The 12,836-nt window shown below is 73.3% G+C and carries 14 protein-coding genes; 6 read left to right on the top strand and 8 right to left on the bottom strand.

Annotated elements, in window-relative coordinates; genetic code table 11:
- The first annotated feature begins 37 nt into the window (after nucleotides 1-37).
- Entirely contained in the window at nucleotides 38-1,108 is a 1,071-nt protein-coding gene (locus tag ACE7GA_RS09615; RefSeq protein ID WP_376098849.1) for a DUF2125 domain-containing protein, read from the top strand.
- A gap of 117 nt (nucleotides 1,109-1,225) precedes the next feature.
- Here ACE7GA_RS09615 and ACE7GA_RS09610 read toward each other — a convergent pair whose 3' ends face one another.
- Entirely contained in the window at nucleotides 1,226-2,044 is an 819-nt protein-coding gene (locus ACE7GA_RS09610) for a cyclase family protein (protein ID WP_376098847.1), read from the bottom strand.
- Between the two features lie 88 nt (nucleotides 2,045-2,132).
- Nucleotides 2,133-2,264, bottom strand: coding sequence for a hypothetical protein (locus ACE7GA_RS09605; RefSeq protein WP_376098845.1), 132 nt, complete (start codon nucleotides 2,262-2,264; stop codon nucleotides 2,133-2,135).
- Between the two features lie 275 nt (nucleotides 2,265-2,539).
- Between ACE7GA_RS09605 and ACE7GA_RS09600 the strand changes: the two genes are divergently transcribed.
- The 4 genes from ACE7GA_RS09600 to ACE7GA_RS09585 all read left to right on the top strand — a co-directional run bounded on the left by ACE7GA_RS09600 (nucleotide 2,540) and on the right by ACE7GA_RS09585 (nucleotide 6,367).
- Complete coding sequence (locus tag ACE7GA_RS09600; protein WP_376098843.1) at nucleotides 2,540-4,024, top strand: von Willebrand factor type A domain-containing protein; 1,485 nt, start codon at nucleotides 2,540-2,542, stop codon at nucleotides 4,022-4,024.
- Nucleotides 4,025-4,168: 144 nt separating this feature from the next.
- A complete protein-coding gene (gene metK, locus ACE7GA_RS09595; RefSeq protein WP_376098841.1) occupies nucleotides 4,169-5,356 on the top strand; it encodes a methionine adenosyltransferase in 1,188 nt (395 codons plus the stop codon).
- 4 nt (nucleotides 5,357-5,360) lie between these two features.
- Nucleotides 5,361-5,669, top strand: coding sequence for a YciI family protein (locus ACE7GA_RS09590; RefSeq protein WP_376098839.1), 309 nt, complete (start codon nucleotides 5,361-5,363; stop codon nucleotides 5,667-5,669).
- Nucleotides 5,666-6,367, top strand: coding sequence for a tRNA (guanine(46)-N(7))-methyltransferase TrmB (locus tag ACE7GA_RS09585; RefSeq protein ID WP_376098837.1), 702 nt, complete (start codon nucleotides 5,666-5,668; stop codon nucleotides 6,365-6,367). Before ACE7GA_RS09590 ends, ACE7GA_RS09585 begins: the two co-directional genes overlap by 4 nt.
- 6 nt (nucleotides 6,368-6,373) lie before the next feature.
- Here the strand turns inward: ACE7GA_RS09585 and ACE7GA_RS09580 are convergent, their stop codons facing one another.
- From ACE7GA_RS09580 to ACE7GA_RS09555, 6 genes are all read right to left on the bottom strand, one after another.
- Nucleotides 6,374-6,979: a GAF domain-containing protein gene (locus ACE7GA_RS09580; RefSeq protein WP_376098835.1), complete on the bottom strand. Its 606-nt coding sequence runs from the start codon at nucleotides 6,977-6,979 to the stop codon at nucleotides 6,374-6,376.
- Nucleotides 6,980-7,130: 151 nt separating this feature from the next.
- Entirely contained in the window at nucleotides 7,131-7,622 is a 492-nt protein-coding gene (locus ACE7GA_RS09575; RefSeq protein ID WP_376100193.1) for a L,D-transpeptidase, read from the bottom strand.
- Entirely contained in the window at nucleotides 7,622-9,154 is a 1,533-nt protein-coding gene (locus ACE7GA_RS09570) for a xanthine dehydrogenase family protein molybdopterin-binding subunit (protein WP_376100191.1), read from the bottom strand. Before ACE7GA_RS09570 ends, ACE7GA_RS09575 begins: the two co-directional genes overlap by 1 nt.
- Complete coding sequence (locus ACE7GA_RS09565; protein ID WP_376098833.1) at nucleotides 9,040-9,918, bottom strand: molybdopterin cofactor-binding domain-containing protein; 879 nt, start codon at nucleotides 9,916-9,918, stop codon at nucleotides 9,040-9,042. Before ACE7GA_RS09565 ends, ACE7GA_RS09570 begins: the two co-directional genes overlap by 115 nt.
- Nucleotides 9,918-10,412: a (2Fe-2S)-binding protein gene (locus tag ACE7GA_RS09560; protein ID WP_376098831.1), complete on the bottom strand. Its 495-nt coding sequence runs from the start codon at nucleotides 10,410-10,412 to the stop codon at nucleotides 9,918-9,920. Before ACE7GA_RS09560 ends, ACE7GA_RS09565 begins: the two co-directional genes overlap by 1 nt.
- 58 nt (nucleotides 10,413-10,470) lie before the next feature.
- On the bottom strand, nucleotides 10,471-11,559 hold the full coding sequence (locus ACE7GA_RS09555) for a GTP cyclohydrolase II (RefSeq protein WP_376100189.1): 1,089 nt from the start codon (nucleotides 11,557-11,559) through the stop codon (nucleotides 10,471-10,473).
- 479 nt (nucleotides 11,560-12,038) lie between these two features.
- Between ACE7GA_RS09555 and ACE7GA_RS09550 the strand changes: the two genes are divergently transcribed.
- A complete protein-coding gene (locus ACE7GA_RS09550; protein WP_376098829.1) occupies nucleotides 12,039-12,755 on the top strand; it encodes a response regulator transcription factor in 717 nt (238 codons plus the stop codon).
- Nucleotides 12,756-12,836 lie beyond the last annotated feature (81 nt).

Here is a 12,836-nt window from a genome sequence, read left to right as displayed (position 1 = left end):
CCGCGACAGGATGGCGCATCCACCCCATAAATCGCCCGTGACCCTCCGCCCCTGGCTCCGCCCCGGCCGCCTCCTGCTCCTCACGGCCCTGCTGCTCGCGGTCCTCGCCGCCGGCCACGCGGTCCTCTGGAACACGATGGCAAGCCGCCTCCAGGCCGGGTTCGACATCTGGGCCGCCGCACGCCGTGCCTCCGGCTGGCGCGTCGAGCACGCGCCCCCGGTCCGCGGCGGCTGGCCCTTCGCCGCCACCCTCCGGCTGCCGGAGTTCCGCCTCTCCGGCGGCACCGCCACGCTGCCCGGCGGGATCGAATGGTCCTCCGCCGAGGTCGTCCTCGCCGTGCGGCTGCCCCGGCTGGACGAGCTGCAGATCCGCTCGGGCGGCCCCCAGCGCCTGCGCCTCGGCAACCTGGACCTCCCCTTCCGCGCCGACCGGCTGGAGGGCAGCGTGCCCCTTCAGGCCGACGTGCTGCCGAAGGGCGGGAGCTTCGGGGCCCGGCGCCTCCGCATCGGCACGCCCGCCGGCGGGGTGGAGATCGCCGAACTCGACCTCACCCTGGACACCCGCGCCTCCGCCATCGAGGGCGAGCCCGCCCTGACCGTGCAGGGTGAGGTCCGGGACGTGCTGCTGCCCACGGCCGGCTCGCTCGGCCGGGCGATCGCCCACCTCGCCCTCGATGCGAGCCTGACGGGTCCCGTGCCCGGCGGCCGCTCCCCCGCCACCCGCGCCGCGACCTGGCGCGACGCCGGCGGCACGGTGGAGATCCGCCGCCTCGACGCGACCTGGGGCCCCGCGACGGCGCGCGGCACGGCCACCGTGGCGCTCGACGAGGCCCTGCAGCCCATGGGGGCCGGCACGCTGCGCCTGACAGGCGCCAATGCCGTGCTCGACTCGCTCGTCGCGGCCGGCCTCGTTCCCGCCCGCTCCGCCGGGCTCGCGCGCGGCGTGATCGGCCTGCTGTCCCGCCCCGCAGAGGGTGGCGGTCCCCCGCAGATCGAAGTCCCCCTGACGCTGGAGGACCGGTCCCTCACCGTCGCCCGCATCCCCGTCGCCCGCCTGCCCCCGGTTGCCTGGCCGGCGGGGGGCGAGAGGGTCGGGCCGGGCTTCTGACGACGGGGCGCGTTGGGCCCGGGCTGGTTCTTGCGCGACTGGCCCCTGGGAGGGCTTCGCCTTCCCAGGGGCCAACCCGCGCGCCCCAAACCGGATCAGGCTCGACGCCGGCCGGCATCAGACCAGCGCGATCACCCGCCCATGCCCGCCGGTGCCGCCCGCGATCTTCGGCGCCCCCGCGACGAGCGTCGCCCCCACCGGCGGCACGTTCCCCAACCCCGCGACACACTCGATCCCCCAGCGCCCGCCGCCGAGCCAGGTCTTGTGGAAGTCGAAGGTCGTGGATCCCCCGTGGTCGAGCGACAGCGTGTCCACCGCGACGGCCGCGACCCCGCGCTCCGCCAGCGCGGGGATGATGTCCGGACGGAAGCCGGGGAAGCGCATGGCGTTGCCGGCATCCACGTTCCGGAATCCCGCGCCGCCCGCCCGCCCATCCCAGCCGGAGTTCAGCGCGACGCAGGCGCCCGGCGGCACGCGGCCGTGACGCGACTCCCAGGCCGCCAGGTCCTCCGCCGTCGCCTGGTAGTCGGCGTTCGCGGCGGCCCTCTCCCGCACGTCCAGCACGACCAGCGGGCACACCAGGCTCTCGACAGGGATGCGGTCCACCGTCGCACCGTTTTCCGAGAAGTGGATCGGCGCGTCGAAATGCGTACCGACATGCTCCCCGTAGGTGAAGCGGTTCAGGTTGTAGCCGTCCTTCGCGAAGGTCAGGATCCGCTCCTGCTGGAAGGCCGGATCACCACCGAAGGTCGGGAAGTCCGGCCGCAGCGTATGCGTCAGGTCCACGACCCGGCTGACCGGCGCGCTCCGCACCGCCTGCGCCACCGCCGGCCGCGCCGACAGCGCGAAGACCGACGCCGCGGCGGCGGCCGCCGCGAACATCCCGCGCCGCCCAAGGGACGTCGCCACCGACTTCATCACGCAGGCATCGCACATCGCAGGCCTCCTCCAACGTGTCGCGGGCCGCATCCTGCGGGATCGCGCGTCGCCCGCGCCAGCCCTCCGTAGCGCTCTCGGCGCCGCGTCAGGCCGGCGTCGGCAGCGGCTTGCCCTTCTGGAAGAGGTAGTTGACCGCGAGCTTCGACGTTGCCACCCCGTTCCGCAGCTCGCGCAGCCGACGAAGGTGCGGCGACGGGTCATGCAGGTTCCGTCCCAAGGGAGTCGCATCGCGCCCGCCCGACGCTGCCGACCCGCCGGCTCGCTCGGCGACTCAAGTCCCGTCCGTCGCACCACTTCCGCCCGGCTGCCCCACGCCGGCCACACGGGCTACGAACGATCGCGGCCTGGAAGGATACCCCGACGATGCGATTCGCGCCCCCTTGCCTGTTACTCGGTCTCACGATCCTGACCGCGTGCGAGACTGCGCCCGGCTCCGCGCCGCGGGCGGTGATGGCCTCCCCTGCCATGGCAGCGGCGGCCGTTCCGTCCCCCATGGCCGCCGGCGTCGCGTTGCCCCGGACGGAGGCGCCGCCCGATCCCGCCTCCGCGCGGAACGCGCCGCAGGGCGGGTTCCTGTCCGCCGCTGAAGCCCCGGTCTCGACGATCTCGCTCCACGGCGACACGGCATCCTATTCGGTCGTTCGGCGGCTCCTGCTCGATGGCTCCTGGCCGCGCCTGGGAAGCGGCGCCGAGCGCTTCGTCCGGGCCGAGGAGTTCATCAACGCCTTCCCCTACGACTACCCGTTGCCGGACGACCGGGCGCAGCCCTTCGCGCCCTTCGTCTCGGTCCATCCCTCGCCCTGGAACCCAGCCCGGCGACTGCTGCATGTCGGGCTGCGCACGGCGGCGCCGGTCGCGCGTCCCAGGGTGAACCTGACGCTCCTCCTTGACGTCTCCGGCTCCATGGCGCCGCCCGACCGCCTGCCGCTGGTTGTCGACGCGATGCGCGGGCTGGTGGAACGCCTTGGGCCCGGCGATCGCGTGGCCATCGTGACCTATGCGGGCAAGACGGCGGTGACCCTGCCGCCAACACCCGCGGACCGGCGCCCGGAGATCGAGACGGCACTGGCGAGCCTGCGCGCGGAGGGCGGCACGTCGGGCGGCGCAGGCCTCGCGCTGGCCTACGATCAGGCGGCGAAGTCCTTCGAGCCGGGCGCGGTGAACCGCGTCGTCCTCGCGACCGACGGCGACTTCAACCTCGGCGTGACGAGCCCGCAGGCGCTGGCCGACATGGTGACGCAGCGGCGGCGTGGCGGGATCTACCTGACGACGCTCGGCGTCGGGCTCGACAACCTGAACGACACGCGGATGAGCGCGATCGCCCGCGCGGGGAACGGGACCTACATCTACGCCTCGACGCCCGCCGAGGCGCGGCGGGCGCTGATCGAGGATTTCGCAGCGAACGTCATCCCCGTCGCCGACGACGTGAAGGCGCAGGTCGAATTCAACCCTGCGCTCGTCTCGCAATACCGCCTGATCGGGTACGAGACGCGGGTCCTCCGCCGCGAGGATTTCCGCGACGATTCGGTGGATGCGGGGGAGATCGGTTCGGGACGCAGCGTGACCGCATTGTACGAATTCATCCCGCGGGGCGGCGAGCCCGCGGTGGACCCGCTGCGCTACGCCCCCGCCGCACGCACATCGCCGGTGCCGCGCTCCGGCGAGTTCGCCTACCTGCGTCTTCGGTACAAGCTGCCGGGGGAGGCGCGGAGCCGCGAGACCGTACGTGCCATCACGCCCCGCGACGCGCGGCCGGACTTCGAGGCAGCATCCGGCGACGCGCGCTTCGCGGCGGCGGTGGCGGGCTTCGCGCAGCGGCTGCGCGCCTCGCCGCACGTCCGGGGCTGGTCCTGCCGGGACATGGCCGCGATTGCATCCGCCGCCCTGGGACGGGACGAGGACGGGCGGCGGGCGGAGTTCGTGACGCTGGTCCGGAGCGTCGCCGCGCAGCCCGGAGGTCCCTGCGCCGGGCCGTGAGGGCTGAGGCGCCGCGGGCCGCGACCGCGCCGCAACGGTCCATGCCTTGACCCCCCCTCACGCCTCCGCGATACCCCCCGCGCCCCGACGGCCAACCCCGCGTGGCATTCCCTCCAACCACGCGACAAGAGGCCGAACCAAGCCATGCGCGACTCGGGCGAATACCTCTTCACCTCGGAATCGGTGTCCGAGGGCCACCCGGACAAGGTGGCGGACCGCATCTCCGACACGGTCCTCGACACCTTCCTGGCAGAGGACCCCTACGCGCGCGTCGCGTGCGAAACCCTCGTCACCACCAACCGCATCATCATCGCCGGCGAGACCCGCGGCCCCGCCTCCATCACGCCGGAACTGCTGAGCCACAACGCCCGCATGGCCGTGCGCGACATCGGCTACGAGCAGGACGGCTTCCACTGGAAGACCGCGCATGTCGAATGCCACCTGCATGCGCAGTCCGCGCACATCGCGCAGGGCGTGGACGCCGCCGGCAACAAGGACGAAGGCGCCGGCGACCAGGGCATCATGTTCGGCTACGCCTGCACGGAAACGCCGGACCTCATGCCCGCGCCGCTCTACTACGCGCACCTGATCCTGCGCCGGATCAGCGAACTGCGCCGCGCCAACGACCTGTCCGTGAAGGGACTGCTGCCCGACGCCAAGTCACAGGTCACGCTGCGCTACGTGGACGGCAAGCCGGTCGGCGCGACCTCCATCGTGCTCTCCACCCAGCACGAGGAAGGGATGGAGCAGGCGCAGATCAAGGCGATGGTCCGCCCGGTCATCGAGAGCAGCCTGCCGCAGGGCTGGATGTGCCCGGAGGCCGAGCTCTACGTGAACCCGACCGGCACCTTCGTCATCGGCGGCCCCGACGGCGACTGCGGCCTGACCGGCCGCAAGATCATCGTGGACACCTATGGCGGCGCGGCCCCGCATGGCGGTGGCGCCTTCTCCGGCAAGGACCCGACGAAGGTGGACCGCTCGGCCGCCTATGCCGCCCGCTACGTCGCGAAGAACGTCGTCGCCGCCGGCCTGGCCGAGAAGTGCACGATCCAGGTCTCCTACGCCATCGGCGTCTCCAAGCCGCTCTCGGTCTATTTCGACCTGCACGGCACGGGCCGCGACGTGGAGGAGGCGAAGCTCGCCAAGGTTATCGACGGCCTCGTGAACCTCTCCCCGCGCGGCATCCGGGAACACCTGCACCTCAACCGCGCGATCTACGTTCCCACCTCCTCCTACGGCCATTTCGGCCGCACGCCCGATGAGGAGAAGGGCACCTTCACGTGGGAACGCACCGACCTCGTGGAGGAACTCCGCCGCGCTTTCGGGCGCTGACCCCGTGGCGCACTTCCTCTACCGCCTGTTCCCGCCGCGCCCCGACTTCCCGGCCGGCATGACGGAGGAGGAAGACGCCGCGATGGCCCGGCACGGGGCCTACTGGCTCGCCCAGATCAACTCGGGCGCCGCCACCGCCGTCGGGCCGGTCTTCGCGCCCGACGGCACCTTCGGCCTCGCCGTCTTCGACGCAACCGATGCGGAGGCGGCGGCCGGCATCGCCGCCGCCGACCCCGTCCTCTCCGCCGGCCTCGGCTTCACGCACCGCGTGGACCCGATGCCCTCCCTCCTCCGCCCCCCTCCGCGACGGTGAGCGACCGCCCGCCGGTCGCGGAGGGCATCCCGGACCGGCTCTACGGCCGTCGCCGCGGCCACCCCCTCCGCCCCCGCCAGCAGCGCCTGCTGGACCTGGCCCTGCCGCGGATCACCCTGCCCGACCCCGCATCCCCGCGTGCCGCCTTCGGCATCGCCCCCCGCGAACTCTGGCTCGAGGTCGGCTTCGGCGGCGGCGAGCACGCCCTCGAACTCGCCGCCCGCCACCCCGACATCGCCCTGATCGCGTCGGAGGTCTTCGAGAACGGACTCTGCTCCCTCCTCACCCGCATCATCCCGGAGGGCGAGGAGGACACCGCCCCGCTTCCCGGAAACCTCCGCCTCTGGCCCCGCGACGCGCGCCACCTGCTCGCGGCGATGCCGGACGGCGCGCTCGACCGCCTCCACCTCATGTTCCCCGACCCCTGGCCGAAGGCGCGCCATGCCAAGCGCCGCTTCGTCCACCCCGCCCTGCTGCCGCTGCTCGCCCGCGTCCTGCGCCCCGGCGCGGAATGGCGGATCGCGAGCGACGACCCGACCTATCAGGCCTGGGTCGAGGACGTGATGGGCGCCCAGACCCTCTTCGCCCGCGTCTCCCGACAGGACGCCCCGCCCCCCGACTGGCCCCGCACGCGCTACGAGGCAAAGGCGCTGCGGGAAGGCCGGACGCCCCTCTACTGGACCTTCCGCCGCGCCTGACCCGGGTCAGGGGATGTCGAAGATGTCCTCCCGGCGCTCGACGGCGGCGTAGGCCAGGTTCACCAGCCGGTTCGCCACCCCTGTCTCGCCCCGCTGGCAGGCCGCCGCCGCCCGCTCCAGCGCCGCCCGCGGCAGGTGCTCCAGCCATTCCAGGCGGAACAGGTGGAGGTCGGCATGCGCCATCGCCCGCTCGGCAAAGGCCATCAGCCGCGCCGTCTCCACGGGTGACAGCCCCTCCGGCCGCGGGCGGCGGTCGATGATGCAGGCCGCGCCGAGCGCATGGCCCTCCGGGTCCAGCAGGCGGGCACCGGCATAGAACCGGACGCCCAGCGGGCCGCACACCAAGGGGTTGCGGGCGAAGCGGAGATCCAGCCGCGCGTCCCGCACCACCAGCGGCTCCGCGCGCTCCAGCGCCTGCGCGCAGAAGGAGAGGGCGCGCGGCGTCTCGCGCACGCCGAGGCCGTACCCCGCCTTGAACCATTGCCGCCTCTCGTCCACGAAGGTGACGGCCGCGATGGGAACGCGGAAGGTATGCGCCATCTCTTCCGTCAGGCGGGCGAAGGAACCCTCCTCCCGCGTGTCGAGGATGCGGTAGCGGCGCAGGGCGGCCACCCGTGCCGCCTCGTCGCTGACGCGGCCGGCATCCGGTCGGGGGGACGCAATGTCCGGGATGGCGGGCCTCCCGCTGAGGATCTGGTTGCCGACGAGTAACGCTCGGCTTCGGGAAAGTTGTGCTTCCCGACACAGGCGGAAGGTTGCGTCGCTATTCCAACACGTCCACGCCGGTGAGGCCGCAGGAGAGGGCGGCGCGCAGGTCGCGCTCCGACAGCGCGACGCAGCCGGCCGTCGGGCCGTAGTCGCGCGAGGCGACGTGGAGGAAGATCGCGCTGCCACGGCCCCGCGCCACCGGATCGTCGTTCCAGCCGAGCACGCCGACGATGTCGTAGAGCGCGTCGGCCCGCCACAGCTCCTCATGCGACGCGTCGAAGGGCAGCCGGACCATGCGGTTGTACGAACGGTGCGCGGGGTCGTCGCACCAGCCATCATCACGGGCGATCGGCTCCACCGGCACGGCGCAGCGCGGCGGGGGACCACGGTCAGCGCGGTAGAGGACGCGGCGGAGCGGCATGGGGGAGAGCGGCGTGGCGCCGTCGCCCTCCTGCTTGTCGCGGCGCACCCCACCGCGGCCGATGGCGCAGCGCCAGCGGTCGCAGCCGAGGGTCAACAGGCCGTCGCGGACGGTTGCGAACACGATCAGGCCCCCGCGAGGGCCGCCTTCACCCTCTCCGGCGTGAAGGGTGCCTTGCGGATCCGGGCGCCCGAGGCGTCGAAGATCGCGTTCGCGACGGCCGCGCCGACGGAGCGCACCATCGGCTCGCCGGCGCCGGTGGAGGGGAGTTCGGGCCGGTTGATCAGCACGACCTCCACGGCGTCGGGCGTCTCGGTGATGTCGAGGATGGGGTAGGTCTGCCAATCCAGGCTCGTCACCATCTCCCGGCTGAAGGTCACCTCCTCCTTCGTCGCGCGGGAGAGGCCGTAGGTCAGGCCATTCTCGATCGTGCGGCGCAGGCCGGCGGGGTTGATGATGCGGCCACAGTCGTGGGCGCAGACCAGGCGGCGCGCGCGGATGGCGCCGGTGCGGCGGTCCACCTCGACCTCCGCGACGGTCGCGACGTGGGAGCCGTCGCGGCGGGAGAGCGAGACGCCGCGTCCCGTCACGACGTCGCCCGAGGCGCTGCGCGGGCCGGAGGGGCGCGCCTCCCACCCCGCCTTCTCCGCCGCGGCGCGCAGCACGGCGAGGTCGCGGGGATCGGTCAGGTGGCGCAGGCGGAACTCGACCGCATCCGTGTTCGTCAGGCGCGCGAGTTCGTCCACGAAGGATTCGGCGGCGAAGATCGTCTCTGGGCCCGACGGGTCGCGCAGGTGGCCCGTGCGGAGCGGCGAGGCGCGGTCCAGAAGCGGCGCCACGATGCCCCATTCCATCCGCTTCGCGCCGAAGGAATAGGGGGAGAGCGCAACGTAGTCGCCGGGGAAGAGCCATGTGTCGGCGGCCGCCTGCATGTCTCCCTGGAGCATGCGCGCCAGGCTGTCGCGCGGGTCGGACTCGCTGGTGGACACGCCGGTGCGGGAGAAGGCGCGGACGACGTGCTCGACGCCCGTCACACGGCCCTCGGCGTCGAGGGCGGCGCGGAGGCGGTGGACGGAGGCCGGGCCCTTCACGTCCCAGCCATGGCCTTCCGCGCGGGAATACTGCACGCGGACGGGCCGGCCGAGTTCCTTCGACAACACCGCGGCGTCGAAGGCGGCATCGCCCGCATCGTTACGGCCGTAGGATCCGGGGCCCTGCATCCAGACCGCGTGGACCTTGTCCGCGGGAAGGCCGAGGAGGCGCGCGACGCCGTCCCGCACCGCGTGGGGCTTCTGCGTGCCGGTGTAGACCGTGGCGCCGTCCGCGCGCACGTCGGCGAGCGCGACGCCCGGCGCCATGGAGGAGTGGGAGTGGAAGGGCCACTCGTATTCCGCAGTGTGGACGCGGGCGGCGGAGGAAACGGCGGCGGCGACGTCGCCCTGCTCCAGCGGCGCGTTGCGCGTGCGGACCGGGGCGTTGCGGATGTGGTCGTGCAGCGCGGCCTGATCGGGGAAGGGTGGCGTGACCTGCGTCCAGGTGACCTTCAGCGCGTTCGCGGCGCGGACCGCGTCCCACTCGCGCGGCGCAGCGACGGCGACGAAGCCGCGGTTGTGGACGATCCGGACGTTCGGGATGTCGCGGACCGAGGCTTCGTCCACCGACTGCGCCTCGGCCCCCGCGACGGGCGGGCGGACCATGCGGGCGTGCCACATGCCGGGCAGGCGGGCGTCGGAGGCGTATTCGTAGCGGGCGAAGACCTTGTCGGCGATGTCGCGGCGGGGCTGCGGCGTGCCGACCGCGGCGTAGGACGCCGGCGGCTTCGGCGCGCGCGCCCCTCGACGTTCAGGATGTTGCCGTAGCGACCGTTCCAGCGGAGTTCGGTGCTGAAGTATCGTCCCGCGACGAGGTCGCCGTAGGTGACGCGGCGCGCCGGTTCGCCGTCCACGAAGACCGCGCCGTCCGTGGTGCGGAGCCGCTCGACGGCCACGCCGAGCCGTTCGGCGGCCAGTTCCGTCAGCAGCAGGCGCGCCTCGGCCGCCGCGTTGCGGAGGGGAATGGAGCCCTGCGCGACGCCGGACGCGTTGCTGGCACCGCCCTGGTCCACGCAGCGCCGCGTATCGCCCATCACGACCGTCACGCGCGCTGGCGGGACGTCCAGTTCCTCCGCGACGACCTGGGCGATGGCGACGTCGAGGCCCTGCCCCACGTCCACCTTGCCGAAGAAGGCGGTGACGGACCCATCCGCGGCGACGGCGACGTAGGAGGAGAGCTGCGTCGGCAGCGGCGGCACGGGTTGCGCCGGCGCGCCCTGGGCGTGGGCGGGACGCGCCAGCATCTCCGGCGCGACCGGCGCGCCGAGGGAGACGACGAGGGCGCCGAAGCCGCCGAGCGCGGCGCGGCGGGAAAGGTGCGGCGAGTCCATCAGCCCGCCCTCCCCGTCGTGTCGGCTTGCGCCATCCCGTCCGCGGCGCGGCGCACCGCCTTGAGGATCGCGAGGTGGGTGCCGCAGCGGCACTTCAGACCGGTGAGCGCGTCGCGGATCTCCGGGTCCGTCGCGCGGGGGTTGTCGCGCAGGAAGGCGGCGGCGGTCATGATCCAGCCGTTGATGCAGGTGCCGCATTGCGGCACCTCCTCGGCGATGTAGGCGGCCTGGATCGGGTGCGGGCGTTCGGGCGTGCCGAGGCCGGCGAGGGTGGTGACGGCCCGGCCCTCCACCGCCGAGACGGGGGTGAGGCAGGAGCGCGTCGCCGCCCCATCCACGTGCACGGTGCAGGCGCCGCACTGGCCCAGGCCGCAGCCGAAGCGCGGGTTGTTCAGGCCGAGGTCGTCCCGCAGCGCGTAGAGCAGCGGCATGTCCGGATCGGCGCGGACGACATGCGTCCGCCCGTCCACGGTCAGGTTGACGTCCCGCTCCATTCCCAATCCTCCCGTTGCCCGCAGGGTTCCACGGGGCGGGGAGGCTTGGGAAGGGCGGTTACGGCATCAGGTGGCCGAAGCGGCGCTTCTTCGTCGCGAGGTAGCCGTCGTTCACGCCGTTGGCGGCGAAGAGGTGCGAGACGCGGCCCTCCACCTCGATCCCGCAGGCCGTGAGGCCGGCCACCTTGTCCGGGTTGTTCGTCATGAGCCGCACGCGTTCGATGCCGAGGGCGCGGAGCATCGTGGCGGCAACGAGGAAGGAGCGCTCATCCGCGCCGTAGCCGAGGGCGCGGTTGGCATCGAGCGTGTCGAGCCCGGTGTCCTGCAGCGCGTAGGCGCGGAGCTTGTTCACGAGGCCGATGCCACGACCCTCCTGCGCCAGGTAGAGCAGCACCCCGCCGCCTTCGGCCCCCATGCGGGCGATGGCGCCGCGGAGCTGCGGGCCGCAGTCGCAGCGGAGCGAGCCCAGCAGGTCGCCGGTGAAGCATTCGGAATGGGCGCGGCAGAGGGGCGCCTCCTGCTCCTCCGGCCGGCCGACGAGGATGGCCAGGTGCTCGATCCCGCCCTCGGCCGCGCGGAAGGCGACGATCCGGGCGTCCGGCGCGTCCTCCAGCGGCACGGTGGCCTCGGCGACGCGGGTCAGGCTCGTCGCGGCGGAGAGGGGGTAGGACAGGACGTCGGCTGCGGGGACGGAGAGAAGCCCGGCCAGTGCGCCGCCCGGCGCAGCGCGGGCCGCGACGACGGCCGGCAGCAGGCGGCCGATCTTCGCGAGGGCGATGGCGGCCGGGGCGAGGGTGTCGGAGGGGAGGGGTGCGAGGGCGGGCGGCTCCGGCAACAGCGTCTCCGCCACGGGGTCGGCGAGGCGGCGCAGGGCATCCTCGGACAGGAGGGCGTGCGGAAGGCGGAGGGCGACGGGCACCGCATCCACGGCCCCGAGGCCCTGCGCCACCGGACGGGACAGGACGGCGGCGGCGCGGGTCGGGGCGAGGAGCAGGACAGGCGGCGTCAGGGCGAGGGCTGCCAGCTCGGTGAGGCCGCGCGCGCCCACGGTTTCAGCGGCAACGAGGACGAGCGCCTCGCCGACGCCTTCCAGCACGACGGGCGTGCCGCGGCGCAGGTCGGACACCGCGCGGTGGACGCTGCGCATCGCACGGGCGAGCACGTCACCCGCGCGCACGTCACCGGCCCGCACTTCATTGGCCCGCACTTCATTGGCCCGCACTTCATTGGCCCGCACTTCATTGGCCCGCACTTCACTGGCCCGCACGTCACCGGCGTGCGCGTCGGGCACGTCGCGGGCACGCCCCGGGAAGGCGGGCGCGATGCGGGTGTCGGGGATCGCCGCAGACCGAAGACTTTCCGCCGCGCTGTGATTCGCAACCTTCACGACAAACCCCCGAGTTCGCTGATCGTTACGCTGCATGCGGTCGCCCGGACGCGAAGCGGGCCGAAGCGCGAGCGGAACAGGCGCCTTGAATGTGGCGTCACGGCGGCGTTACCAAGGCCTGACCCGGAATTATCTTGGGCTATGGCGTAACCTTGCGTGATGGCCGCATGCGGGGCCATATCGCGGATCGCAGAGGTGGCATTTCGCGTGCCGTGCCCCGCCCACCGGATGGAGAGTGCATGTCGGATCCGCGTCCCCTTCTCATCGTCGAGGACGACGCCGCGCTCCGCGCGACCCTCGCCGAGCAGCTGGCCGTGGACGGCGAGTTCCAGCCTGCAGAGGCCGGGACGATCGCCGAGGCCCGCGCGCTGCTCACCGCGAGCGACGCGCGGCAGGACGCCGTGCTGCTGGACATCGGCCTGCCCGACGGCGACGGGCGCGAGTTCTGCGCGGAACTCAGGCGCGGGGGCATCCGGGTGCCGATCATCATGCTGACCGGCGCGGATGGGGAGGCGGACGTGGTCCGCGGCCTCGATTCCGGCGCGAACGACTACATCGCCAAGCCGTTCCGCATCAACGAGCTGATCGCGCGCATCCGCGCGCAGCTCCGCGTCTTCGACAATTCCGAAGACGCGGTCTTCGTCATCGGGCCCTACACCTTCCGGCCCGCGGCGAAGCTGCTGCAGGACATGGGGCGCAACCGTCGCATCCGGTTGACGGAGAAGGAGTGCGCGATCCTGAAGTTCCTCTACCGCGCCGGCGGCAAGCCGGTCGGGCGGCAGATCCTGCTGAACGAGGTCTGGGGCTACAACGCCGCGGTGACGACGCACACGCTGGAGACGCACATCTACCGCCTGCGGCAGAAGATCGAGCCGGACCCGGCCTCGGCGGCGCTGCTGGTGACGGAGGGCGGCGGGTACCGGCTGGATCCGCAGGCCGGGCGGGTCGCAGCCTAGGAGCCGCGCGCCGGCCACGCGTCCGGGCCGGCGGACCATGCTCGTGAGCATCCCGGCCCTTGAACGTCACGGCCCTTGAAC

The sequence above is a fragment of the Roseomonas sp. CCTCC AB2023176 genome, assembly GCF_042259275.1.
In the GTDB taxonomy this organism is placed as follows: Bacteria; Pseudomonadota; Alphaproteobacteria; order Acetobacterales; family Acetobacteraceae; genus Roseomonas.
Note: the sequence above shows the minus strand (reverse complement) of the source record. Positions and strands in the feature narration are given on the sequence as shown.

Bases quoted from the DNA above. Each gene is read 5' to 3' on its own strand.
- ACE7GA_RS09610 (WP_376098847.1), bottom strand. From the start codon at position 2,044: ATGTGCGATGCCTGCGTGATGAAGTCGGTGGCGACGTCCCTTGGGCGG.
- ACE7GA_RS09600 (WP_376098843.1), top strand. From the start codon at position 2,540: ATGGCCGCCGGCGTCGCGTTGCCCCGGACGGAGGCGCCGCCCGATCCC.
- metK (WP_376098841.1), top strand. From the start codon at position 4,169: ATGCGCGACTCGGGCGAATACCTCTTCACCTCGGAATCGGTGTCCGAG.
- ACE7GA_RS09565 (WP_376098833.1), bottom strand. From the start codon at position 9,918: ATGGACTCGCCGCACCTTTCCCGCCGCGCCGCGCTCGGCGGCTTCGGC.
- ACE7GA_RS09560 (WP_376098831.1), bottom strand. From the start codon at position 10,412: ATGGAGCGGGACGTCAACCTGACCGTGGACGGGCGGACGCATGTCGTC.
- ACE7GA_RS09555 (WP_376100189.1), bottom strand. From the start codon at position 11,559: ATGCGCAGCGTCCACCGCGCGGTGTCCGACCTGCGCCGCGGCACGCCC.
- ACE7GA_RS09550 (WP_376098829.1), top strand. From the start codon at position 12,039: ATGTCGGATCCGCGTCCCCTTCTCATCGTCGAGGACGACGCCGCGCTC.